This window comes from Frankia sp. CcMO1, from assembly GCF_977945845.1.
This window is the reverse complement of sequence record NZ_CDWTMG010000019.1, coordinates 16,829-41,954: the sequence shown is the minus strand read 5'-3', so window position 1 is coordinate 41,954 and position 25,126 is coordinate 16,829. Positions and strand designations below refer to the sequence as shown.

The following is a 25,126-nucleotide window of genomic DNA, read 5'->3' as shown; positions in this document are numbered from 1 at the left end:
TTTACGGCCAAGGCTCGGTTAGGAACCCCGAGCAAGGCTCGGTCAGGAGCACGGACCGGCGCGCCCGCCCCGGTCCGGAGAAATCCGTCCGCGGCCGAGCAGTGGTCACTATCACCCCGGCCGGGAAATCCACCACCGCCCACCGGTGCCCCATCCGCCGGGGCGCGGTGCCAGGATCGGTCGGTGTGAGAGTTACAGCCCTGGCTGGCGGGATCGGTGGCGCCCGGTTCCTGCGCGGCGTGCTCGCGGCACTGCCGGAGGCCGACGTGACGGTAATCGGCAACACCAGCGACGACATCACGTTGCACGGACTGCGCATCTGCCCCGATCTCGACACCGTCATGTACACCCTGGGCGGCGGGATCTCGGCCGAACGGGGCTGGGGGCGCGAGGGCGAGTCGTTCGTCGTGGCCGAGGAACTCGCCGCCTACGGCGTCGGGCCGGCCTGGTTCGGGCTCGGCGACCGCGACCTCGCCACCCACCTGGTGCGTACCCGGATGCTCGACGCCGGCTACTCCCTCTCGGACGTGGTCCGGGCACTGTGTGAGCGGTGGAAGCCGGGGGTACGGCTGCTGCCGATGTCGGACGAGCGGGTCGAGACCCACGTGGTGATCTCGGACGCCGACGGCCAGCGCGCGGTGCACTTCCAGGAGTGGTGGCTGCGGCTGCGTGCCGCCGTGCCGGCACAGGCGATCATCCCGGTGAACGCGGAAAAGGCCAAGCCCGCGCCCGGCGTCCTGGCCGCCATCGCCGACGCGGACGTCGTACTGCTCCCCCCATCGAATCCGGTCGTCTCGATCGGCACCATCCTCGCCGTTCCCGGGATCCGCTCGGCCGTGCACGAGACCGCGGCGCCGGTGGTCGGGGTGTCGCCGATCATCGGCGGTGCGGCCGTGCGCGGGATGGCGGACGCCTGCCTGGCTGCCATCGGCGTCGAGACCTCCGCCCAGGCGGTGGGCGTGCATTACGGAGGCCGGGGGCGCACCGCCGCGACGGGGCACGGGACGGCCCCGCGCCCGGGAGCCGGGACGGCGGACGGACTGCTCGACGGCTGGCTCGTCGACACCGCCGACGCCGGCGCGACCGTTCCCGGCGCGACCGTGGCCGCGGCATCCCTGCTGATGACCGATCTGAAGGCCACGGTGGCGATCGTCCGGGCGGCTCTGGAGCTCGCCGGTGTCTGAGCGCAGCGCGGAACGGGCGCTGCGCGTGTTCCCGCTCACCGGCATCGGCGAGGTCCGTCCCGGCGACGATCTCGCCGTCCTGGTGGCCTCGGCCGCCCGGACGCACGGCCCGGCACTCGCCGACGGCGATGTCGTCGTGGTCACCTCAAAGATTGTTTCGAAGGCCGAGGGACGGCTCGTCACGGTGTCCGGCGACCGCGAGGAAGCCAGGCAGGCCATGATCGACAGTGAATCGGTGCGCGAGGTCGCCCGGCGCGGCCCGACCCGGATCGTCGAGACGCACCACGGTTTCGTCCTCGCCAGCGCGGGGGTCGACGCGTCGAACATCGCCAAGGACTCCCTCGCCCTGCTCCCGGTGGATCCGGACGCCAGCGCCAGGCGGCTGCGGTCGGGCCTGGCCACCGTGCTCGGCGTGGATGTCGCCGTCGTCGTCACCGATACCGCCGGACGGCCGTGGCGACGCGGCCTGACCGACATCGCCATCGGGGTGGCCGGCATGGCGGCGCTGCGCAGCCACGTCGGCGACCTCGACGGCTACGGCAACGAGCTGGGGATGACCGAGGTGGCCGAGGCCGACGAGCTCGCCGCGGCCGCCGACCTCGTCAAGGGCAAGCTGGGCGCCACGCCGGTGGCGGTCGTCCGCGGCTACGGCCGGCTGCCCGACGACGGCACCGGCGGGCGGGCACTGCTGCGTCCCGCGGGTGAGGACATGTTCCGCCTCGGCACCCTCGAGGCGCGCCGGGCGGCGCTGCGCGAGCGGCGCACCGTGCGGGACTTCTCCGACACCCCGGTCGACCCGGCCGCGGTTGACCGGGCGATCGCGGCGGCATTCACCGCCCCGGCCCCGCACCACACCACACCATGGCGTTTCGTGATCGTGACCGAGCGACGCGCGGCGCTGCTCGACGCGATGGCCGAGACCTGGGCGGACGATCTACGACGCGACGGGTTCGGCGAGGCGGCCGTCGAGCGTCGGCTCCGGCGCAGCGAGGTGCTGCGGCGTGCCCCACTGCTGATCGTTCCGATCATGGTCCTCGACGGCGCGCATCCCTATCCGGACGCCCGCCGCGCCGCCGCCGAGGAGCGGATGTTCACCGTCTCCGTCGGGGCCGGGGTGCAGAACCTGCTCGTCGCCCTGGCCACGGAGGGTCTGGGGTCGTGCTGGGTATCGTCGACGCTGTTCTGCCCGGAGGTGGTCACCCGGGTGCTCGACCTGCCGGCCGGTTGGGCGCCGATGGGCACGGTCGGGGTCGGGCACGCCGCCGCGCCCGTACCCGCCCGACCGGACCGCGATACCGCGGCGTTCGTCCTCCACCGCTGACCTCGTGGCCGGCCCGTCCCGGGTGGCCCGGTCCCGGATGACCTGGTCCCGGGATGATCCGTGACGCCACGGTCACGGTGCAGCGTGGCGAGACAGGGCGTGTCCGGTGGTGTTCGGCGGGTCGGATCCATCCTGCCCGGACGACGTGGTTCAACACTTCGTAGGATCAGCTGTCGTGGGTAAGAAGAGCGTCGAACGCAACACCCGGCTCGAGCAGTTGCGCCGTGAACAGAAGCGCAGGGAACGCCGCCGCGCGCTGCTCATCTACGGGACGTCGGGGCTCGTCGCCGTCGCGCTCCTCGTCGGCATCATCATCTACAGCGTCGCGGACAGTAGATCGAAGAACGAGGCCCGCAAGGTCGGCTACGTCGCGCCGGCCTCGGCGGCCGCCACCGCGGCCGGGTGCACCGGCACGGCGAACGACCCGTTCCGCGGCTCGACGCACGTCAGCACAGCGGTCACGTACGAGGCGTCACCGCCGTCCTCGGGTAACCACAACCCCGACCCCCTGCCCGACGGCATTCCCTTCTACAACCCGAACTCGGGCATCTCGGCGGAACGTGCCGTACACAACCTCGAACACGGCTTCGTGATCGGCTGGTACGACAAGAGCCTGCCGGGGGATCAGGTCGACAAGCTGCGCAAGCTCGCGGCGAATGCCGGGCCGCGGTTCATCGGTATGCCCTGGACCCGGAGCACCTTCGTCGACAACAAGCACTTCGTCCTGACCGCCTGGGACCGCACCCAGCGATGCTCGACGGTCTCCGCGGACGTGATCAAGGATTTCGTCACCAAGCATGCGAACCCGGATGCCGCCGGGGCCACCTGGGACTCACCGACCGCTCCGGAGTCCGGCGCGGCGGGCGGCACCCTGAACGTGACGGCGGACGGCCCCCTGGTGGATCCGGGCGCGGCCGCCTCCCCGCTCCCCGGCGCGGGCACCATGCCGCTGTCGCCCACCACCCCGACCCCGGCACCCTGACCCTCCCCGGCACGGCGACACGGCACAGGACAAGTCAGCTCCCGCCGTGGCGGATCGGCATCAGCAGGTAGCGGTAGGCGCCCTCGTCAACGGCGCCGCGGCCGCTGTCCTTGCCGGTGAGCACCGCGGGTTTCGCGGCGGCCTCGGCCGGATCGGCGTCGACGAACCCGATCGTCGCCTGATCGTCCTCGACGGCACCGAGCCCGTCCAGCAGGTAGGACGGGTTGAACAGCACCGAGAGCTCGGGACCTGCGTACTCGACCGGAATCGTCTCGCTGGCCTGTGCGCCACCGCCGTCCCCGGCCTCGGCGACGACCTGGTCGCGGGTGAACGTGAACCGCAGCGGCCCGGTGCGGGTGGCGACGACAGCCACCCGGCGGACCGCCGCGGCGAGCGCCGCGGTCTGCGCGGTGACGACGAGCGCGGCCGCCTCGGGCAGGAGCTTGCGGTAGTTGGGAAACGTCCCTTCGATGAGTCGGACGATGGTCTGCCGGCCGCCGGCGGCGAGGCCGAGCCGGGCGCCGGACGGATCGTCGAGGTCCAGGCCAATCATGATGCGGGAGGCCGACGTCGGCATGCGGGCCACCTCGGCGAGAACCTTGGCGGGCACGTGCGCGAGCGCCCACGGATCGTCGACTGTCGGCTGCCAGGGTATGCCGCGTACCGCGAGCCGGTACCGGTCGGTGGCGGCGAGGGTCAGCCCGCGCCCGGAGATCTCCATCCGGACCGCGGTGAGCACGGGCATGGTCTCGTCCCGGCCGGCCGCCGGGGCGACCTGACCGACCGCGGACGCGAACCCGAGCGTGTCCACCTCACCGATCGGTCCGGGAAAGCTGGGGAGCTTCGGGTAGTCGCCCGGGTCCATTAACGGCACGGTGAAACGGACGCTGCCGCAGCGCAGGACCAGCCGGTCACCGTCGACCACGACGTCGACCGTCGTCGCGGGCAGGCTGCGCACGATGTCCGTGAGGAGCCGGCCGGGCACCAGCACCCGCCCCGGTTCGTCCACCGAGGCCGCGACCGGAGCCCGCACCGCCACCTCCGTGTCGTACGCGCAGATCGTCAGGACCGAGGCCGTGGCCGGCCCCTGGCGCGCCGCGGAACCAGGAGACGCCGCGGAACCCGACGGCAGGGGAACCGCGGCGGGCGCCGACGCCGGGGCGCCATGGCCCGCGGTGAGCAGGATGCCGGTCAGGACGTTCCGGGCCGGGCCCGGCCGGTTGGGTAGATGCCGAGCGGCCCAGCCGGTCGCGTCGGCGAACGCGTCGCGTTCCACGCTGAACCTCATGAGTGCGATTGTCCTCGGCCACGGCGCGGAATCGCCGCATTCAGCGGGCGGTGTTTGTTCCCCGTCCGTGGATGTCCGCGAGATCTCCGCCCGGACGGGCCGCAGCCGCCGCGTCGTGAGGAGAGGCGGCGGCGCTACCAGTGGTCCGCCGCCGCCCGCAACCGGTCGGCTGCGCTCAGGTGCGGTCCGAGCTGAATCGCACAGCGCCCGCCGAGAGGGCGGCTCCGGGGAACACGCGCGCCCCGGACCGCAGCTCGTTGCCTCGCTCGATCCGTGCCCCGTCGCCGATGACCACCCCGTCGAGCGCGACACCGGAGCCGATCACCGCGTCCCGACCGATCACGCTGTCCCGCACGACCGCCCCGGCCTCGATGACCGCACCGTCGAACAGCACGGCACCGTCGATCGCGGCACCCGCGCCGACCCACGCACCGGTCCCGACGGTCGCCCCGCCACCGATCTTGGCGTCGGCGGCCACGACAGCACCGGGCAGCACCAGGCAGTCCCCGACCGGCCCCGGCAGCGCCGACGACGCCATCCGGCCGGTCACCAGATCGCGACTGCCCTGCACGAACGCCGCGGGAGTTCCGAGGTCGAGCCAGTAGGTGTCATCCGGGTAACCCATGACCGTCGTGCCGGCGGCCAGCAGTCCCGGGAAGGTCTCCCGCTCGACCGAGACCGGTCGTCCCGTCGGGATCGTGTCGATGACGGACCGCCGGAACACGTAGCACCCGGCGTTGATCAGATTGGTGGGCGGGTCCGGGGTCTTCTCCAGGAAGGCGGTGACGCGACCATCGTCGTCGACGGGCACGACCCCGAAGGCACGCGGGTCCACCACCCGGGTCAGATGCAGGGTGACCGCCGCGCCGGTCCCCGTGTGCCGCGCGACGAGGGCCTGGATGTCCAGACCGGCGAGGATGTCACCGTTGAAGATCACGACCGGATCGTCCGGTCCCCCGTGGAGCCGCTCGGCCACGTTGCGGATCGCGCCGCCCGTGCCCATCGGCTCGGTCTCGGTGACGTACTCCAGCTGGAGTCCGTGCGCCGAGCCGTCCCCGAAGTACTCCTCGAAGACCTCCGCCCGGTACGAGGTGGCGAGCACCACCCGGTCGATTCCCGCGTCTCGCGCGCGAGCCAGCATGTGCGCGGTGACCGGCACCCCCGCGACCGGCAACATCGGCTTCGGTGCCGACATCGTGAGCGGTCGCAGGCGGGTCCCCTGACCGCCGACAAGCATCACTGCGTCCATGGGGCGTCAGTGTCGCAGAACACGCGGTGGGCGCTGAAAACGGATCGGGGTCGGGACCATACGACGAACGGCATGCCATGGTTTCGACACGTTGCGTCGGACCGGGGTTCACCGAGCCGTCCGGATATCCCAAACATCTCGGACATCCAGGACATCCTCAACTACCAGCGACTCGGCTACCAGCGACTCGGCTACCAGCGACTCGGCTACCAGCGACTCGGCTACCAGCGACTCGACTGCCGGCCATCGGCCGGCCGCGGTCCGCTCAGGCGCCCCGCGCGGCACCGCCCCGGGGAAGCAGATCGGCGGAACGGGTCGCCTTCGCCCCCGCGCTGTCCCGGGCGAAGATCAGCGCGAGCAGCAGCCGGACCACGAGACCGACCCCGAGCAGCAGCCGCAGCGGCGCGCGCGCGTTGCCGGGGTACTGCCGGGACAGGTAGCGGAACATGCTGCGGTGATGAGCCAGCACCATCCGCCGTGACGACCGCTTCGTCGAGTGCCCGCCGAGGTGCTCGACCACCGCGGACGGCACGTACACCGACTGCCAGGACACCTCGCCGACGCGGCGGCCGAGGTCGACGTCCTCCATGAACATGAAGTAGGACTCGTCGAACCCGCCGACCGCCTCGAACGCCTCCCGGCGCAGCAGCTGGCAGGAACCGGACAACCAGCCGGCGGTCATCTCCCGGGGGAGGCCCCGCTCCCGCCGGTAGGAGGCCGTCCACGGATTCGTCGGCCAGCACCAGCCGAACAAGGCGTGCCCCACCCCGCGGCCGAGAGAGGGCAGGTCCCGGGCCGAGGGGTAGAGCGCCCCGTCCGGATTGATGATCCCCGGGCCGAAGGCCCCGCCCCCCGGCCAGCGGTCGGCCGCGGCAATCAGTTCGTCGACCGCACCGGGCGCGAAGGAGATGTCGGCATTGGAGATCACCAGCCAGGGCCCGCGGGCTCCGGCGGCACCACGGTTGACCGCGGTGCCGTAGCCGAGGTTGCGACCCGGGCGCACCAGGCGCACCTCGGCCCGCTCGGCGGCCGCCCTCGTGCCCTCGTCGAGGTGCGGCGAGTTGTCCACCACGACGACCTCGTAGGGCCGCGTGGTCGCCTTCGCCAGCGAGTCGAGGAAGGCGCCGATCACCTCCCCGGACCGGAAGGTCACGACGACAACCCGGATCTCCGGATCCACACCCATGTCTCGCCCGCCCGTTCTCGCCCACCGCTGGTCGCCCGACACGTTCCCGTGACGACGCACGGCACCTTGCACCGAGGAGACCGTAGCGCGCCCTTTGCAGCGTTCCTCGCCCCGGGGCCGGGCCGACGGGCGCCTCAGCGCTCGGCGACCGCCCGCGCGTAGCTCGCGAGATGCGCCTCGGCGCTGGCCGCCCAGGTGAACTCCCGGGCCCGGGCGAGACCGGCCTGACCGAGCTGCCTGCGCCGCTCGGCGTCATCGAGCAGGGCGCCCATCTCCCGGGCGATCGAGCCGGCGTCCGGCTGGGTGTAGGCGACGGCATCGCCGCCGACTTCCGGCAGCGACAGGCGCGGCGTGGTGAGAACCGGGGCGCCGCAGGCCATCGCCTCCAGCACCGGCAGCCCGAAGCCCTCACCGTGCGAGGGATACGCCACCAGTGACGAACCTCCCAGATAGCCCGGCAGGTCGGAGAAGCGCAGATAACCCGGCCGGATCACCCGCAGGTGGCTCGGCACCGAGGCGACGGCGGCATCGACGTCGTCGTCCCAGCCGGAGCCGCCGGCCAGGACGAGCGCGGGCGGCTCGTCCCGCCAGTGCACCGCCTCGGCCCAGCCCCGGATGAGGTTCGGCACGTTCTTGCGCGGCTCCAGCATCCCGAGGAACGCGACGTAGCGCGAGTCGCCAAGCCCGAGCCGGCGGCGCACCCGCCGCTTGTCCTCCTCGGTCGGCGGATGGAAGGTCGACGTGTCGACGCCGTGGTAGGCGACGTCGGTGGTCGTCGGCTCCCCGTCGAGCACCCGCACCAGCTCGTCCCGGGTGGCCTTCGAGGGGACGATGATCCGGACCGCCCGGCGCACCGCGGTGCGCATCGCGGACCGGAAGAACGTGCCCTTCACCGCGGTGTGCATGTCGGGCTCGGTGAAGAAGGTGACGTCGTGAATCGTCACGCACACGGGCTGGTGCGCCCGCAACGGCATCGTGTAGTGCGGTGAATGGATGACATCGGCATTCACCTGTTCGGCGACCAGTGGCAGCCCGGTCTGTTCCCAGGCCAACCGCGCGGGCCGGTGGGCGATGGCCGCCGGCCCGGACAGAACGGTGGCGTGTGGAGCCATCCGGCTGTAGCGTTCCTCATCCGACCGTTGGCAGACGAGCGCCATGTCCGCGCCGGTCGTGCCCAGCGCCGCGACCAACCCGTCGACATAACGCCCCACGCCACCACGGTCGGCCGGGACCGAAGTGGCGTCGACGAGCACCCGGGGTCCCACGGCGCTCCCTCCCTGACGCGCCACCCGCGACGGGGTGGTCGCTTGCTTCACGGTGACCGCTTGCTTCTCAACGGGGGCAACACTACGCCCGCCCGTCGTCGGCGACGGACACGGCGGGGGAACCGCTGACTCGACGGTAGAGCGCCCACGTCGCCAGTGCTGCCCCTTTCCAGGTAAATGACCGGGCACGAAGGCGTCCAGACTCCGACAGCCGCCCCCGCAGGCCCGGATCGCCCATGACCTTCGCCACCGCGGCGCCCAGCGCGGCCGGGTCGTCCACCCCGACTACCACGGCGGCGCCCCCACCGACCTCGACCAGCGCGGGGGCATCCGAGACGATGACCGGCACACCGTGCGCCATCGCCTCGACGACCGGCAGCCCGAAGCCCTCCGACCGGCTCGGCGCGAGCAGTACGCCCGCAAGGGACAGGACCACGGCGAGATCCTCGTCACTGAGCCGCCCAAGGGTGCGCACCCGGTCCGCGCCCAGACCGTGCCTGGCCGCCGCCGCGCGCACGTCCAGCCCACCCCAGCCGGTCGCGCCGACGTGGACCAACGGCAGGCCCGGATCGCCCGGTCGTCGCAGCGCCGCGAGCGCGGTGTCGAGGCCCTTACGGGGTTCGAGCGTGGCGAGGGTGAGTAGATAACGCCCTGGAGGGGGTAGCCCCATCCGCGCGGCGCGGGCGTCGGCATCGGGCGGAACCCGGACCACGGCGTCGGCGACTCCCTCCCCGATCGCGTGCAGGCGGTCTTCGGGGATCGGCAGATGCCGGGCGATCTCGGCCGCCACCGCGAGCGTCGGCACGACGATCGCGTCGGCGTGGCGTGCGGCCCGTTCGCCCATCAGCCGGTGCCACCGGACCCCGTGCGGGGTCAGGGTCTCGGGATGCGTCCAGGGAACGGCGTCGTGGATCGTCACGACGAGCTTCGGGCGCGGCCGGCGCCGGTCCAGGGCATCACCCAGGGCCGGCGCGACGGTTCCGGAGGCCCAGGAAGCCAGCGACGGACGGGGCGGCGCGCCGGAAAGTCCGGAAGGTGAAGATGAGTCCACATAACCCGGAGAGCGCCGATAATCCGGAGAACGCCGGGAGTCACCGGACCGTCGCCCGCGCCGGGACCCGGTCCGAGAACCGGTCCGGTCGTCGAGGCCGTGCAGGGCGTCCGCCACCGAACCGGTCACGAACCCCCGGGTGCCACCCGTGGGTGGCACCAGCAGGGTCGGAGCGTGAATGACGTCCACCCCTGTCGGAGCCGGGCCCACGCCACACGCCCAGGCCACGGCGAGTGCGCGGCGAGGCAGACCAAGTCGGAACGGACCGAAGACGCCGGGCAACACGGCCGGACCGACCTCCCGGCGCCCGGCACACCACCCGGTCACCCGGTCCTCGGGGGCGGCGGTGCGGGCGAGCGCCGCCGCGAGCTCGGCGGAGTAGCGCCCGGTCCCGCCAGGAACCGGCGCGAGCAGCTGCTCGACAAGGAAACCCACACGCACGGGTCACAGTCTGCCCCTGCCTCCTCCATTCCCGGACAGCCGGCCCGGTCCCCGGACAGCCGGGGCCGGTGGGCCGGCGGGGTCAGCGGCCGCAGGCGCGCAGGGCCGCGAGTGCCATCACGGCGCAGGAGATCCCGCCGACCAGGTATCCCCAGCCCCGATGGCCGAAGAGCGCGAACCCGGCACCCATCCCGGCCACGATCAGCCCGAACAGCAGCACGGTCAGGACGACGGCGAGGATGCGCTGGTTACGCAGGGAGGTGGGGGGCGGCGGCGGGCCCGTCCGCGGCCCGTGCTCCGGCTGCCGGCGCGGTTCACGGCCGGGGCCCGGGCGTGCCGACCGGCCGGCGGACGCCATCGTTCAGCCCTCCCGTTTGCGGGCGTGGGTGAGTACGACGCTGCCCGCGGTGTCGGGAGCCCGCCGGTCCGACAGGGCGACGGCCGGCGAGAGCACGGCCGCGGCGTTCCATCCCGTCCTGCCGCCCTTGGCGGACAAGGTCAGGTAGAGCCGCTCGGCGCGTTCGCTGCGGAACATGTACGTCTGCCGAATGACCTCGAGCCCGACATCGTCGAGCAGCTTGGCGAGATGGTCGCCGGAATAGGTGTGCCTGACGTGGTATCGCTCGCGGTGCCGGTCGAACAGATCCGGCCAGGACGCCGCCCGGGTGAGGGCGTCGGCAGACATCACCAGGTCGCCACCCGGACGCAGCACCCGCGCCATCTCGGCAAGCGCGGCCGGCCCATCGTCGAAGTGCTCGATGGCGCAGACCGACATGACGACGTCGAACGTGGCCGCGGCGAACGGCAGCGCCAAGGCGTCCCCCTCGACGAGCCCGGGATGCCCGCGCAGCCGGCGACCGAACTGCAGCTTGTGCCGGGCGAGGTCGAGGCACACCGCCCGAGCCCCGCGACGGACGGCCTGGCCGGCCCAGTAGCCGTCACCGCCGGCCACATCGAGCAGGGTGCGCCCGGCCAGTTCCCCCGCCCACGACAGCAGGGTGCCGACCTCCCGGCGACGCATGACATGTACCTGATGGCCCACGAAGGCGAGGGCGTCGTCCCGCACCGGGCTCACAGGTCGGCCCCGCCCATCCGGTCAGCCTTGCTCATTCCAGTCCGCCTTCCGAGTCCACGATTCACGCGTGGTCTACGATCCATGGATGGGCCGTGACTCGCGCATACGCCACGGCTCAGGTGTGCCCAAGCGCGCCCAACGTCACATCAAGGTAACGCTCCCACGCCCCGTCGATGTCCGGCGGTATGACCTTCGAGCGCAGCCCGGCGAGCACGCCGGGCTCGTAGAGCCGCCGCAGCGCCACCGCCAGCGCCTCCGCGTCGTCGGGCGGCACGAGTAGACCGTCCACGCCGTCGCGGACCGTGGTGGCGAGTGTTCCCACCGTGGTCGCCACGACCGGCACGCCGTGCAGGTGCGCGAGATCGACGTTCTGCGACGCCGTTCCGGCCCGGTAGGGAAGCACCAGGGCGTCGGCACCGGCGAACAGCGCGGGCACCTCCGCCGCGTCGACATAGCCCGACCGCAGGTCCACCCGGGTGGCCAGGCCGAGCTCCTCGACCAGCCGGGCGGTCTCCCCCGTCCCGCCCCAGAACTCGCCGGCGACGGTGAGACGAACGTCCGCCGGCCCGCGGGCCAACGCCCGCAGCAGGACGTCCAGTCCCTTGTACGGCCGCACCAGCCCGAAGAACAGCAGATTGCGCCGGGTGACGTCGGCGGATGGCCCACCGCGGCCGGCCACCGGCCCGGGCGGCGAGGACGGCAGACCCGAGGAGGACGGACCCGAGGACGGCAGACGCGAGGACCACAGGTGCGTGGCCATCTCGGCCACCAGGACCGGAGCAGGGGTGAGGCACGCGGCGAGCTCCGCCTGGGCCGGCGTGTGGACGAGAACAGCCGACGACCGGCGCAGCACCGCACTGGTCAGCGGTTCGTCCACGGCCCGGCGCTCGTGCGGCAGGACGTTGTGGCAGAGTGCCACGACCGTGGGACCCGCGCCTCCGGAACCCGCTCGCCCGGAACCCGTGCCCCGGCCGCGCAGCCCCCGGGCCCGCAGCCCCGGGGCCCGCAGTGCGCCGAGGACGCCCAGGTAGGCCGGGGCCTGCACGGGGGTGACGACGACCAGGATCACCGCGTCGGCCTGCCGCCGCAGGCGCCTGCCGAGCCGGATCCACCCATCCGGTCTGCACCACGACAACGGGTAGCGGGTGACCTCGAACGGCTCCATCTCGGGCTCGGTGACGCGCTGCACGCCGGGATAGAGCCGCGCGGGGTATTGCGCCGACCAGGACTCGACCGCCACCTCGTGGCCCCGCGCCGACAGCCGGTGCGCAAGCTCGGTGGTGTGCTGCGCGATCCCCCCCTTGTAGGGATGGGTCGGACCGACGATCGCGATGCGCACGCCGGTCAGGTGTCGCTGCGCGAGCGGGCCACCAAATCGCCGATCAACGCCAGCACGACGATCTGGAAGCCGACCAGAATCGCCAGCAGCGTCGACGTCGCCACATGGAAGTCGTAGCGGATCACGTCCACGATCAGCTTGACAAAACCCAAACCCATGATCCACAGGGCGGCCGGCATGAGAACCTTGATCGGATCGAAGTACATCACCATCCGCAGCACCTGAAGGATGTAACGCCGCGCGTCCCGGAAGGGATGGAACTTCGACGTTCCGGACCGTTTTGCGTAATCAATCGGGAGGTAATCCACCGGATGCTGGTTCGACAGGAAGGACATCGTGATCGTGGTGACGCAGGAGAAACCGGGGGGCAGTAGCCGCAGATAGGGCAGGGAAACGTCCCGGCGGAAGGCGCGAAGCCCGGAGTTGAGGTCGGGAATCTTCATGCCGGACAGCCGCTGGGCGATTATCCGGATGAACCATTTCGCCGGCACCCGGGCCCACTTGTGAGTGCCCTCCTCGGTGCGGCGCGCCCCGACGACCTGGTCGACGTCGAGGTTGTCGTCCAGGTAACGGACGAACTCCGGGATGCGCTCGTTCGGGTACGTCATGTCGGCGTCGGTCCAGACGACGATCTTGCCGCGGGCCTCCTGGGTCCCGATCCGGCGGGCCGTGCCGGAACCACCGTTGCGGCGGAACGGCATCACCCGCATGCACGGGAACCGCGGGGCCACCTCGCGCAGCACCGCGAGCGTGTTGTCGGTCGACTTGTCGTCAATCGCCAAGACTTCGTAGGAGTAACCGCTCGCGTCCATCGCGGCGGTGATGCGCTCGAGTTCGAGCACCACATGGTCCTGCTCGTTGTAGCAGGGCAGCACGATGGTCACGTAAGGGGTGTCCGGACCGGCGGCAGCGACGCCGTCCCCGGAAGCCGCCCGCACTGGGGTGCCGGCCTGCGGATGTTCAGGTCGGTGGATGGCGCTGACACTCACGTCGGTGTGGCTCCCGGTCGTCGTTCCGGCCCAGCGGCGTCCCGGGCCGGCGTCCTGGCGGCCCGGCGTCGTCAGTTCCCGCCCCGATCGCCGGTCCGTGGCGATGGTGCACGCTCCGTCGAGGGCTCGCGCACGACTCTAGAGTGGCATGCCCGCCCCGGCGAGCCGACAGCCGGGCGGTCCCGGCCACCGGGGCAGCGCCTACTGTTGCTCCGTGGGTGCGTTCAGAAGTGATCTGCGGGAGTATGTGCGGCACGTTCGTTCGCTGCGGGCGGCGCAGGAGACCTCGGCCCGCTCGTTCGTGGCCGGGCTGCGTTACCCGCTCGCGTACAGACAACCGATCTGGACCGGTTCCCCCACCGTGATCGAAGGCCGGGAACGCATCGAGTTCGCCGAGGGCGCATCGCTACGGGTGGGGCTCGGCGCGTTCGGACTGTCGACCCGGCGCGACACCTCGATCATCCGGGTGCATCCCGAGGGCCGCCTGCGCTGCGAAGGTGTCGTGTCGCTGCAGCGGGGCGTGCGGATCGTCGTCGACTCGGGCGTACTGGAACTCGGCCCCGGGGCGAACATCAACGGGTTCGCCAAGATCCTCGTGCGCGAACGCGTCTCAATCGGCGCCTGCTGCAACGTCTCGTGGGACACCCAGCTACTCGACAACGACTTCCATCCGATGGTCGTCGACGGCGTGGAGCAGCCGATGAGCGGGCCGATCGTGCTGGAGGACCGGGCCTGGATCGGCACGGGGGCTATCGTGCTCAAGGGCGTGACGATCGGCGAGAGCGCCGTCGTCGCCGCGGGCTCGGTGGTGACCCGGGACGTGCCGCCCAAGGCCGTCGCCGCCGGATCCCCCGCGAAGATCGTCGGCCACATCGACTCCTGGCGCTGATCCGGCGCCCGGATCGCGCGCTCCGGACGTCGGGCCTCGGCTGCCCGCGTGCCACGCGGACAGCTCCGCGGCCACGCCTAAAACCGGAATCTTCGCCTCGCCCAAATCCGACAGATCCTGCTATTCGACAGATCCTGCTATCCGTGCTATCCGGCGGACTTTGCATCCGGATAGCCGAAGGCATCCGCCTCGATCCCCCGATTCAATAACGGTGAACCAGCCCTCGAGCGGTCACGATGATGGTTGCAGGCTGTGACACCGCCGGTCCGGGAACACCGCGACAACGGTCTGGACACCAGCCCGGAAGCACCCGCACCACCGTGCGCGACCAGGGCTGACTGGAGGAGGGCACCCATGATGCCGACGGGGAATCGGGGGTCCGTAGCATGACTCCACCTTCGTCCGATGGGACTCTGCCACTCGTGGGTGACTCTGTGGATTCGACCGCAACGGCCCGCGCCGACGCCAAGGCCGGCGGAGACGTGTTCCCGATGGGGACGCGCTTCCGGCCGTGGGGGATTCTCCGCACCACCCCTGCGGCCATCTGGGTGATCACTCTGCTCTTCACCGCGCTGCTGGCCGGCTGGTCGGTGATGATGCCGCAATACCATGCGCCCGACGAACCGAACCACGTGGACGCTGTGATGCGGCTCGTCGAGGGCAAGGGCTGGCCGTATCCGGGCCGTGCGATCGTGACGCAAGGTGGCGTAGGGGCGATCATGGCCGCCCCCTACGGATCCGAGGAGCGGCCCCGCGACCTGTCAGCCGGCCCGTTCACCGCGGCCGACGCCGTCCCCCGCCACGATCGTCCCAGCTGGGAGGAGTTGGACCGGATGCCGGCGCCGAAGGGCGGCATCCAGCAGCTCGTGCAGCATCCCCCGCTGTACTACTGGGTTGACGCCATGATTCTCAAGGCCGTCCCCGGCGGTGGCGACCACCTGCGCTGGGACGAGATCATCGGGATCCTGCGCCTGGTCAGCGTGGCAATGGTCGCGCCGTTGCCGTTGCTCGCCTGGGCCGGGGCGAACCGGCTCAGCGGTGGCAGCCGGGTGGCGGGGATCTGTGCCGCCCTGGTACCGCTCGGGATCCCCCAGCTCACCCACATCGGATCCAGCGTCAACAACGACAACCTGCTGGTTCTGACCAGCGGCCTGGCCACGGTCTCGATCGTCTACGTGCTGCGCGGGGACACCTCCCTGCGCACCGCGGCCTGGACGGGGGTCTTCGTCGGCCTCGCCCTTCTGACGAAGTCACTGGCGATCATGCTGGTCCCCATGGCGGCGCTGGCCTACCTCGTCGCCTGGGGCCGGGCCCGACGCGACGCCCGGGCTCCGTGGGCGCGGGGACCAGCGGCCGCCGTGGCGGCGACCGGACCGGCCGCCATCGCCCCCTACCCGGCCGCCCCTTACCCCCCCGCCGACCCCCGCACAACCAGCCCCCGCACAACCAGCCCACATGCAACCGGCTCTCACCCCACCGAGACGGAGCCCTTCCTGCTCGCCGAGGCCGGACCCACGGGACCACCCGCCTCCGCGCTTCGCGTGCCCTGGCGCCAACTGCTGCTCGGCGGCGCGCTGGCGATCGCGCTCGGCGGCTGGTGGTGGATCGTCAACATCGTCCGTTACGGCACCTTCCAACCGGAGACGCCGGGATTCCCCCTCGGCCAGTATCTGAGCGACGACTGGGGTGCCTACACCGAGCTGCTGATCAACGGGACGATCCTGCGCTGGTGGGGATCCTTCGGATGGTTCGAGGTCAACCTGACGACGGTCCCGGTGCGCACGGGCACCGCCGTCGTCATCGTCTTCTTCGCCCTCGCCCTCATCCGGGCCCGGACCGGACGCATCCGGGTGGACCTGCTGTTCCTGCTCTGGCCCACCTGGGCGCTGTTCGGCCTGATGACCCTGCAGTCCGCGAAGAACTTCGACAGGTACTTCCACGTCAGCGGGATCTCCGGCCGCTACCTGTATGCGGGCCTGGCGTCGCTGGCGATCGGGGTCGGGATGGGCGCGGCGGCGACCGGCCGCCATCTCTCCCGGATCATGCCGCTGCTCTTCCTGGCCGGCGCGACCACCCTGCAGGCCTGGGCGATCTCGATGGTGTTTCCGCACTTCTGGCAACTCGAGGGCGGCGACCTCGGCGACGCGTGGGACGCGATGGCGGCGTGGGCACCGTGGTCGGAGGGCACCCCGAAATGGCTTGCCGGCGCGGTGTGCGTCCTCGCCGTGGCGGCCCTGGCCTGCTGCATCGGGGTCCTTGTCACCGGCGGTCCGGCCCCGTCAAAGGGACGGTCACCATCGACGGGACAGCGACCGGCTCCACCGCTCGCGCCGTACCCGTCGCACCTGCCGTCGCCGGAACGGCCGCGGCGCGCCGCCGCGCCGGATGCCACCACCGGCTCGGGCCCGGCGGCCGGTACGGGCCCGGAGCCCACCGGCCAGGGCCCCTCCGCCGCGGGGCCTCCGCACTCCCCCTGATCCGGCATCGCCGACAAGGAACCGGAAACCATCCGACCATCGTGCGCGTTCACTCACGGAGAGTCACACTGAATCCCGAGCCTCGGACAAGGCGCAACCGGCCACGGCGGCGCTGCGCATCGGAGCTCGGGGGCCTCGGATGGTGATTCGGAGGCGCATAGGATCCGCGATGTCAACCATCTCGGTTCGGGAGGGGTCTTGCGCCGCAAGCGGGAGACGGGCAGCGCGCGGACGGTGGCGCCCCCGTCCGCATCGCCCGCTCCACCCGGCCCCGCCTCCGGGGCGAACCCCCTGGGGCCCGAGACGCCCTCCGGGCCCGTCGCTCGGTCGGGACGGGGGACACCCTCGGCGCCGGACTTCGACCCGGTGGGCGGCAGCGGTCTGACGGCACCGCCCATGGAGCCCCTCGACAGCAGCGACCCGACCGAACTGGGCCAGTTCACACTGCTGGGGCGCCTCGGGGAGGGCGGGATGGGGACCGTCTTCCTCGGGCGGGGCAGGCCGGACGTCGCCGAGTACGCCGGCCGGCTCGTCGCGGTCAAGGTCATTCGACCTGACCTGGCCCGGGTGCCCGAGTTCCGGGCCAGGTTCCGCCGGGAGGCCGACATCGCGCGCCGGGTCGCCCGCTTCTGCACCGCCGAGGTACTCGATGTCGTCGATCCGCCGGGCGGGCGGCCCTACCTCATCACCGAGTACATCGACGGCCTCACCCTCGCCCAGACGGTGGCCGCGGCCGGCCCACTGCGGTCGGCCGACCTGGAGCGCGTCGCGGTCAGCGTGGCCGCGGCGCTGACCGCCATCCACGGCGCCGGCCTCGTACACCGTGATCTCAAGCCGTCCAACGTGCTGCTCTCAGCCTTGGGCCCCCGCGTCATCGACTTCGGCATCGCCCGGGCGCTGGACGCCCCGACGATGCTCAGCCAGGAGATCCAGCGGATCGGTACACCGGCGTTCATGGCCCCGGAGCAGGCCAACGGCGAGCCGGTGACGGCGGCGGCGGACGTCTTCGCATGGGGTGGCCTGGTGACCTATGCGGGCACCGGCTCCTTCCCCTTCGGGGACGGGCCGACGCCGGTGCAGCTCTACCGCGTCGTACACCGCGAACCACTGCTCGACGGTCTCGCTCCAGCCCTGCGGCCGATCGTCGAAGAGGCCATGCGCAAGGACCCGGCCACCCGGCCGAGTGCCCAGGAACTGTTCCTTCGTCTGGTCGGAATGGGCCCGACCACGCATCCCGACCCGGAGGTGACCCGCGTCATCCGTGCCGGGGCATCGATGCCCGCGCCCCCGCAACGGACCGACCCGGACCGCTCCGCGCCCGGACAGAGATCGGATCCGCCCACCGAGGCCGAGTTGGAGGGACCGCCCGGCGCGGGTCGTGACGAGACCGGGGACGAACCCACCGGGCTAGCGGCGACCGGAGGCAGGGCGAACCGGGGCTTCACGCCCGTCGACCCTGATCCGGGCGGGTCTGCCTCGGGCGAGCCGGTCGGCGCCGGGCCGCCCGTCGACCCGTCGGCACGGGACCGCGGCCGGTGGAACTGGCGCCGCGTCGTGCTGCTGGCCGCCCCGGTCCTCGCGGTCCTGCTCATCGCGGCCCTCATGCCATTCGCGCTCACCACCGGCAGTGACCGGCGGCCGAGCCGGGAGGAGACGGCCGCTCGCGTCGCTCTGGCCGCCGAGGCCGTCCGCAACTCTGATGCGGACCTGGCCGCCCGGCTGTCCCTGGCGGCCTACCGCATCAGCCCGGTGTGGGAGGCCCGCGCCGGGCTGCGCACCTCCTTCGCCGCCGCGACGGCGACGGTGCTCGACGGGCACACGCAGTCGGCGCTCGGTATGGACATCAGCCGGGACGGGCGCCTGCTGGCCTCGACCGGTGCCGACAACCTCGTCCAGCTGTGGGACATCTCCGCGCGTTCCCATCCGGTGAAGCTCGCCACCCTGGCCAGGCACACCTCGTGGACGCTCGACGCGGCGTTCAGCCCGGACGGACGGCTGCTCGCCACGGTCAGCTACGACCGGTCGGTGATCCTGTGGAACCTCAGCGATCCGCGCCGCCCCGTCGAACTCTCCGTCATCCTCGGGCACAACGGCTGGGTGCTCGACGCCGCGTTCAGCCCGGACGGGAAGGTACTCGCCACCTCGGGCTATGACAACACGGCCCGGCTGTGGGACGTCACCGATCCGCGCCGCCCCAGTCAACTGTCCGTGCTCGACCGCCACACCAGTTGGGTGAACGAGGTCGCGTTCAGCCCGAACGGTCACCTGTTGGCGACCGCCAGCGCCGACCGGACGGCCCGGCTGTGGGACGTCACCGATCCGCGCCGGCCGCGACCGCTCACGGCCATCACCGCGCACACCGACTACGTGTGGGCGGTCGCCTTCAGCCCGGACGGCCGGCGCCTCGCCACGGGCGCCTATGACGGTACGGCCCGAATCTGGGACATCACCAACCCGTCCCGGCCGGCGGCCACCGCCTCCTTCCCTGCCGACGAGAAATGGGTGTTCGACGTGGCGTTCAGCCCGGACGGCAGGACCCTGGCCACCGCGGGCTGGGACACCACGGTGCACCTGTGGGATGTCACCGAACCGGGCCGGCCGCCGGCGATCGGCACCATCACCGGGCACGGGGACTGGGTCCAGGCCCTGGCGTGGACACCGGACAGCCAGGGCATCGCCACGGCAAGCGACGACTACACCGTGCGCATCAGCCGGATCGGTGACGCCGACCTGATCGCCGCCGCGTGCGCCGACCCGTCGAAGCAGATCACCGATGCCGAATGGCAGCGCCACATCTCGGACGTGCCCTACCAACCGGTCTGCTGACCACCCGAGGTCCGGTCCGAGGTCCGGTCCCACGGCGGTCGCCGCGTGCCCGGCGGCGCTGCCGGCGGGGGTGGCGCCGGGGCGGCCGAGCGGCGCCGCAGAGCGGGCAGGGCGCCACGACCCGCGACACCGCTCTCGGCGATCCGCGTCTGCACCCTCGCCAGGCGGTCCTGTCCGGTGGTGCTCAGCCGGGACCGCAGCACCGAGTTCGCGATCCGCGCGACCTGCATCAGCTTGGGCTCGTCGACGTCCACGGCCGCCCAGTGGCTCTGGGCCCACCGCTCCTCGCGTTCCTGCCCGTGCCGGCGGAGCTCGGCGACCTCCTGCTCGAGCTGGGCGATGCGGTGCAGGTGCTCAAGCTCGATCGCCGCGAGCCGGCTGCGCTCGTCGTCCAGGCGCGCCCACTCCCGCTGCCGCGCCCGGGCGACCGCGGCCGCGGTGTCCTGCAACCGCAGGACGTGCAGGTAGAGGTCGATGCGGTTGCGTTCCAGGCGGGAAAGTAACCGGTTGGACATCCACGGAGTGAGCAGGTCGGCGACGCGACGCGCCCAGGGAGCCCGCCGGTCGATCACCACGCCCAACCCGAAGATCGGTGCCACGGTGAAGAAACGCAGGTCGGGGTGGTCGGCGACGAAGTCCTCGACGGCCGTGCGCACCCCGTTACGCGGACCGCCCTCGGTCAGCGCCCAGGCGAAGGCTCCCATGCCCCGAAATCCCCCGGGAACCGTCTCCCTGTTGTCGATCTCGACACCGACGTCCCACGAGTGCGGCTGCCGGGCGTCCTCGGGAATGCGGTCGGGGTTGTAGTACTGGTCGCGTCGGCCGGCCGGCCAGCCGACGTCGTGCAGGATCACCAAGGGAAAGTAGGACCGGCCGAACAAGGTGACCGCGCGGTCGATCTCGGTGAGCTCGCCGTGCACGGTGGCGTAGTTGTGGTCCCCGTCGATGAGGTAGGCGTCGGTCGGCGCGTGGCCGTCGAGCGCCTGCGGGCTGTGCCCCCGGATCACGTGCACGTCGAGGCCCCCGCCGGAGGCCGGCGACACCCCGGGCTCGGGATCGATGACCACTAACCGCCCGCCACCGCCACGGCGCAGCAGGTCGACGAGGAGCGAGGTGGTGACTCCGCTCTCGGAACCGATCTCCGCGATGCTGCGCGCCCCGGACGCCTCCAGCAGCGGCACCCAGATCTCGCGCAGATCGGACAGGGAGTGCAGGAGCAGGGGCGCCAGCGTGGGTTCGGCGGCGTCCCCGACCTCGACGGCGTGATCGCCCTGCCGGGTGAGCGCCGTGCCTGGTCCGGTGCCCGGTCGGGCCTCGAGGTCCGTTCCGGCGTCCATTCCGGCGGCGACGGCGGCGAGCTCGGCGAAACTGTCCCGAACCTCGCTGCGCTCTGAGTCCGGGCGGTCCGTCACCGCGGTCCCCCGAGCTCGCGCCGGATCTTGCGGGCCGCCCGCAGCGGCAGACCGTCGCGGGCGGGCTCCGCCGCGGGCAGAGCCAGCGGATCACCCCGGATGCCCATCCAGCCGAACGCCAGCTCGACGTCGAGGGCGTAGACCCCGGCGAGCTGCGGCTGCGTGGCGAGGTCGATCGTGTAGACGAACTGTGGGTCGTCCCCGGTGATCTCCACCAGGTTCGGCTGGAGCAGCCGGCCGCCGAGGAGTGCGAGCCGCTGGGCGGGATCGTCCAGCGAGGTGATGGTTATCTTGTCCGGCTCTGGGGTGTTGTTGATATGAAAGGACAGCGTCAGCCAGTCCAGGCGGAGCAGACCGCGCCGACCCGCCGGGTCGATGCGGATCCGGCGTGCCCCGACCGCCTCCAGGCTGAGCCGGACGATCGACAGGCCGTCGCGGGCCGACCGGGTGACCGCCGTCTCCTTCGGACCATTGACGAAGTCCCCGCCCGTGTCGATGTAGACCTCCACGGGCCCCGCGGCGGCCTCGGGCGAGACCTCCTCCGGCGGGATGCCCGCGGCGGCGGCCAGCCCGCTGATCACCGCCAGCGGCCGGTTCGCGACCCCGGCCACCCCGGCGGGCCAGTAGAGCTCACGCATGGAGATCCGGTCGATGTCGGCCGGGGTGAGGTACGGCATCCGGCGGACCAGCTCCGGCGGCAGCAGGCCCTCGGTGGCGTCGGAGCCGAAGTTGTCGTCGTGCGCCCAGGCACCGAAGGCCGCGGCCTCCACCGCGGTCGGCCGGGCGACGAAGCGGGTCAGCGTCCGCAGCCCCGCCTGGCGCGCCCCGGCGCAGGCCAGCGACGGCATCGGGGTCTCCGAGCGCCGGTAACGCAGCCATTCCCGCTGGAAGGCCAGGACGCCGTCCTGGACGGCGGCTCGCTGGGCGACCTGCGTCCGCGAGGTCCGGTCGATGCTGAGCACCGGATTACCCATCTCGTCGAAGGAGACCAGTGACCCGACGTCGGGCATGCAGAGCTGCTCGAGTACCTCGGGGCTACGCATGAGCTGGTTCGCCAGGGTCTCGGGCTGACCGCTTGTCGCAAGATATCCCTCCAGCTCCAGACCGGCCAACCGGTGCGTCATCGCCGCCTGGTTCGTAGCCAGGTACAGGCCGAGGATGTCCAGCCCGCGGCCGGTGGAGGCGAGCAGCCGGGTGAGCAGCGCCTGGATGGTCCCGCCCCAGCCCAGGTCGAGGAAGACGACCCGGCCGCTCTCGGGTAGCTGGCTGTCGAGGTAGCGCACGTAACGCTCACGCAGGCGGGACGCGGTCAGCACGATCTCGCTGCGGATCCGCTCATCGGAACAGAGCGCCTCGAGGGTGTCGTCGAGCAGGCCGGGCACGTCGAGGCGGCGGTCGGCCAGCGCCGAGATGCCGGCGACGTTCTCCAGCCGGACCCCGAGCTGGCGCAGCAGCTGCCCCACACTCGGCGCGTGCCGACGGACCAGGAAGCTCCTGAGCTCCTCGGGGTTGCCCTCGAAGACGTTGGCCAGCGCGCACACCTGCCGCGACGCCCACAGCGTCGAAATGGTGACCCCGACATCCTCGCCGGGACCGACGAGCAGGCGGGAAAGGAAGTCACCCTCCCGCATCAGGCAGTGGATGTGGTCGGCGCCGAAGTCACGGGCCCGTTCCACGGCCCACTCCGCGAAACCGGTGAAGACCGGCCCGAAGACCGTCGCGCCGGCCTCCCAGTACCGGCGCAGCCCCGCGGGGACCGCGAGGGCGTCGGCACGGTGCAGTGATCGGGCCCGCAACGCGGTCATCCCGTAGTCGCCGTCCACCGGGTCGATCGGGAGGTCGTCGCTCGGCGCCTTACGCAGACCCTCGAGCTCGAGGGTCTGCTCCAGCGCCCCGGAGTACTTCGGGTAATGGATGGCGACAAGCCCGTGCTCGCGGGCGCCCTCGACGTCGGCGACGGGGTGGTCGCCAAGGTGCACGACCCGGGACGGCTGCAGGTTCGACGCGGCGAGCATGTGCTGGAACAGCCCGTCGCTCTTCGACGTCCCCGCGTCGGAGGAGGTGAAGATGTGGGTGAAGGGCACGCCGGCCAGCTCCGGCCGGTTCAGCAGCCGTTCGAGCTGGCCGGCCGAGAAGTACGTGTCGGACAGCAGGTAGACCGGCAGGCCGAGCTTCGTCATGGCGAGCTCGGCGAGCTCCACCACGGCGAGGTCGGCGCGGCAGAGCTCGCGTTCGACCGCGACCTCGGCGTCCAGGAGGTCCTGGACGCCGGGGGCACCGGGCAGCGCCGGCAGCAGCAGCTGCCAGATCTCGTCCAGCCGCACCTCATGGGTACCGCGGGTGGCCCTGGCGTGCAGGCGGGCCAGCTGCTCGGCGTGGACCCGCAGCCGGGCGAACTCGCCCGGGGAGACGCTGGCGGGCAGGTGGCCCGCGTCCGCGAGCCGCCGGCCCAACAGCACGAAGGCATGGGCGGGCTCTGGCACCATGCGCCACAGGAGGGTGTCGAAGACATCCAGAGTCAGGGCCTGTGCCCCGCCCGACTCCAGGTGCGACCACACTTCGCGTAGCCGGACGTCGGTGAACACGACCGTCCTCTCCGTGCGGCCGGTTACGACCGCTCCATGCGGCCGGTTACGGCCGCCTCCGCCGGGTCAGCCACGACGGCCGGCGTGCGTCGGGATTCTCCCGCGCGGCCTCGGCCGGCCGAAGCCAGATGGACGGATCAATACTATGAACCGTGCTCTGGCCGTCGGCCACCGGAGTGGGTGGCGTCGCCCGCCCGGCGATGGCACGGTACCGTCCGATTCTGACGAGAAGCGGGCCAGTTCGACCCTATACACCATTGATTATTCATCCACAAGCAGGGCGATACTCTCGGTAGCCGGAAAAGACGGCCGGCCGGGTCGCGGAACCCGCTTGGACGTGGGACGAACCAGGGACGCCTCGGTCTCGGTAGTGTTCAGGTCCCCGGAGTGTCGAGCCGAAGTGTCGAGGAGGAGCGGACAGGTGCAGCTCCAGTCGCGCCATGGCGGCGAGCGGTACCCGCGCATTCGGGAGACGGGGAGGGCGGGCCGTGTCACATCTGGCTGACGCCGCGCTGCCGGCGGGGGCGCCGATGGCTCCGTCCGCCCCGGAGCCGGAGACCGGTCCGCCCGGGCCGCCCGGGCCGGAGCACCATCACGCGCTGGACTCGAGTCGGCTGGCCCGTCGCAGCCGGGCCCAGACGAGGGTGCGCTGGGAACTGCTGCGCAATCTCATCCGCAAGGATCTCAAGATCAAATACAAGGGATCGACGCTGGGATTCGCCTGGTCACTGGCGAATCCGATGCTCCTTCTCGTCGTGTATACCTTCGTGTTCCAGATCGTGCTGAAATCAGGAATCCCCCGCTTCGGTATTTACCTGATGTCCGGGCTGCTCGTCTGGAACGCCTTCTCGGGCAGCGTGTCCGCGTCCTGCGGCAGCGTCGTGGCGAACGCGAACCTCGTCAAGAAAGTCCGCTTTCCCCTCGCCGTGCTCCCCCTGTCGGCGGTCGGCTTCGCCGCGGTGCACTTCCTGCTGCAGCTGCTGGTCCTGTTCGTGGTGATCTTCGCGCTCGGCTACAGCCTGCTCGGCCCCGAGCTGCTGCTGCTCGTCCCGGCCGGAGCCGTCGCCCTCACCTTCACCGTGGCGCTGTCCCTGCTGGTCAGCGCGCTCAACGTGCGTTACCGCGACACCGCCCATCTGCTCGACGTGGCGCTGCTCGCCTGGTTCTGGCTGAATCCCATGGTGTACGCCTTCGGCCTCATCCAGAACAGGTTGGCCGACCTGACCTGGGTGTACCTGCTCAACCCGATGGCCGTCGTGGTCATCACGTTCCAGCGGGCGATCTACGATCCACCCCCGGGTAACTCGACGGGTTCCGCCCCCATCCTGGCGAACCCGGGATACACGTTCTACCTGGAACATCTCGCCGTCGCCGGAGTGATCTCCCTCGTCCTGCTGTGGCTGGGGCTGCACGTGTTCCGCGCCCTGCAGGCGGACTTCGCCGAGGATCTGTAGTCGGCCCGTGGCGGACCGGCCCTGTCCTCGTCGCCCGCCGAAGGCCCCGGGAGCCAGCACGCCGACCGCGGTGCGATCATGATGGGACGTCCGCAGGCGGCCAGCAAGGAGTA

At 71.8% G+C, this 25,126-nt stretch carries 18 protein-coding genes; 7 read left to right on the top strand and 11 right to left on the bottom strand.

The genetic code is table 11. From position 1 onward, the window contains the following. Window positions 1-185: 185 nt before the first annotated feature. From cofD to AC08OU_RS04705, 3 genes are all read left to right on the top strand, one after another. Complete coding sequence (cofD, locus tag AC08OU_RS04715) at window positions 186-1,184, top strand: 2-phospho-L-lactate transferase (RefSeq protein WP_476602281.1); 999 nt, start codon at window positions 186-188, stop codon at window positions 1,182-1,184. Beyond that, window positions 1,177-2,505, top strand: a complete 1,329-nt coding sequence (locus AC08OU_RS04710; protein ID WP_476602282.1) for a coenzyme F420-0:L-glutamate ligase — start codon at window positions 1,177-1,179, stop codon at window positions 2,503-2,505. Before cofD ends, AC08OU_RS04710 begins: the two co-directional genes overlap by 8 nt. 175 nt (window positions 2,506-2,680) lie before the next feature. Next, window positions 2,681-3,487 (top strand): DUF3105 domain-containing protein, encoded by an 807-nt coding sequence (locus AC08OU_RS04705; RefSeq protein WP_476604411.1) that lies wholly within the window; start codon window positions 2,681-2,683, stop codon window positions 3,485-3,487. Between the two features lie 34 nt (window positions 3,488-3,521). Here AC08OU_RS04705 and dnaN read toward each other — a convergent pair whose 3' ends face one another. The 9 genes from dnaN to AC08OU_RS04660 form a co-directional block, all read right to left on the bottom strand. Beyond that, complete coding sequence (dnaN, locus tag AC08OU_RS04700; protein WP_476598948.1) at window positions 3,522-4,775, bottom strand: DNA polymerase III subunit beta; 1,254 nt, start codon at window positions 4,773-4,775, stop codon at window positions 3,522-3,524. Window positions 4,776-4,950: 175 nt separating this feature from the next. Then, entirely contained in the window at window positions 4,951-6,012 is a 1,062-nt protein-coding gene (gene manB, locus AC08OU_RS04695) for a mannose-1-phosphate guanylyltransferase (protein ID WP_476598950.1), read from the bottom strand. A gap of 277 nt (window positions 6,013-6,289) precedes the next feature. Next, a complete protein-coding gene (locus AC08OU_RS04690; RefSeq protein ID WP_476593616.1) occupies window positions 6,290-7,210 on the bottom strand; it encodes a glycosyltransferase family 2 protein in 921 nt (306 codons plus the stop codon). Between the two features lie 134 nt (window positions 7,211-7,344). Continuing rightward, window positions 7,345-8,475, bottom strand: coding sequence for a glycosyltransferase family 4 protein (locus AC08OU_RS04685; protein ID WP_462187465.1), 1,131 nt, complete (start codon window positions 8,473-8,475; stop codon window positions 7,345-7,347). A gap of 82 nt (window positions 8,476-8,557) precedes the next feature. Further along, window positions 8,558-9,967, bottom strand: a complete 1,410-nt coding sequence (locus AC08OU_RS04680) for a glycosyltransferase family 4 protein (RefSeq protein ID WP_476598946.1) — start codon at window positions 9,965-9,967, stop codon at window positions 8,558-8,560. Between the two features lie 82 nt (window positions 9,968-10,049). Then, window positions 10,050-10,325 (bottom strand): hypothetical protein, encoded by a 276-nt coding sequence (locus AC08OU_RS04675; protein ID WP_462187458.1) that lies wholly within the window; start codon window positions 10,323-10,325, stop codon window positions 10,050-10,052. Window positions 10,326-10,328: 3 nt separating this feature from the next. Next, window positions 10,329-11,042 carry a class I SAM-dependent methyltransferase gene (locus AC08OU_RS04670; RefSeq protein WP_476598944.1) on the bottom strand — a complete coding sequence of 238 codons (714 nt, stop codon included), beginning with the start codon at window positions 11,040-11,042 and terminating at the stop codon, window positions 10,329-10,331. Between the two features lie 115 nt (window positions 11,043-11,157). Next, the gene (locus AC08OU_RS04665; protein WP_476598942.1) at window positions 11,158-12,381 is read right to left on the bottom strand and encodes a glycosyltransferase; all 1,224 of its coding nucleotides are present in this window, start codon (window positions 12,379-12,381) and stop codon (window positions 11,158-11,160) included. A gap of 5 nt (window positions 12,382-12,386) precedes the next feature. After that, on the bottom strand, window positions 12,387-13,370 hold the full coding sequence (locus tag AC08OU_RS04660) for a glycosyltransferase family 2 protein (protein ID WP_476598940.1): 984 nt from the start codon (window positions 13,368-13,370) through the stop codon (window positions 12,387-12,389). A gap of 214 nt (window positions 13,371-13,584) precedes the next feature. Here AC08OU_RS04660 and AC08OU_RS04655 point away from each other — a divergent pair, with 214 nt between their 5' ends. From AC08OU_RS04655 to AC08OU_RS04645, 3 genes are all read left to right on the top strand, one after another. Further along, a complete protein-coding gene (locus AC08OU_RS04655) occupies window positions 13,585-14,259 on the top strand; it encodes an acyltransferase (protein ID WP_476598938.1) in 675 nt (224 codons plus the stop codon). A 434-nt stretch (window positions 14,260-14,693) separates the two neighbouring features. Beyond that, complete coding sequence (locus AC08OU_RS04650; RefSeq protein ID WP_476598936.1) at window positions 14,694-16,736, top strand: DUF2142 domain-containing protein; 2,043 nt, start codon at window positions 14,694-14,696, stop codon at window positions 16,734-16,736. Between the two features lie 396 nt (window positions 16,737-17,132). Then, window positions 17,133-19,562: a WD40 repeat domain-containing serine/threonine protein kinase gene (locus AC08OU_RS04645; RefSeq protein ID WP_476598934.1), complete on the top strand. Its 2,430-nt coding sequence runs from the start codon at window positions 17,133-17,135 to the stop codon at window positions 19,560-19,562. Here AC08OU_RS04645 and AC08OU_RS04640 read toward each other — a convergent pair. Further along, the gene (locus AC08OU_RS04640; protein WP_476598932.1) at window positions 19,544-20,974 is read right to left on the bottom strand and encodes a class I SAM-dependent methyltransferase; all 1,431 of its coding nucleotides are present in this window, start codon (window positions 20,972-20,974) and stop codon (window positions 19,544-19,546) included. The genes AC08OU_RS04645 and AC08OU_RS04640 overlap by 19 nt on opposite strands. Beyond that, window positions 20,971-23,559 carry an HAD family hydrolase gene (locus tag AC08OU_RS04635; protein ID WP_476598930.1) on the bottom strand — a complete coding sequence of 863 codons (2,589 nt, stop codon included), beginning with the start codon at window positions 23,557-23,559 and terminating at the stop codon, window positions 20,971-20,973. Before AC08OU_RS04635 ends, AC08OU_RS04640 begins: the two co-directional genes overlap by 4 nt. 488 nt (window positions 23,560-24,047) lie before the next feature. On the opposite strand from AC08OU_RS04635, the gene AC08OU_RS04630 reads away from it, so the two are divergent. Next, window positions 24,048-25,013, top strand: a complete 966-nt coding sequence (locus AC08OU_RS04630; RefSeq protein WP_476598928.1) for an ABC transporter permease — start codon at window positions 24,048-24,050, stop codon at window positions 25,011-25,013. Window positions 25,014-25,126 lie beyond the last annotated feature (113 nt).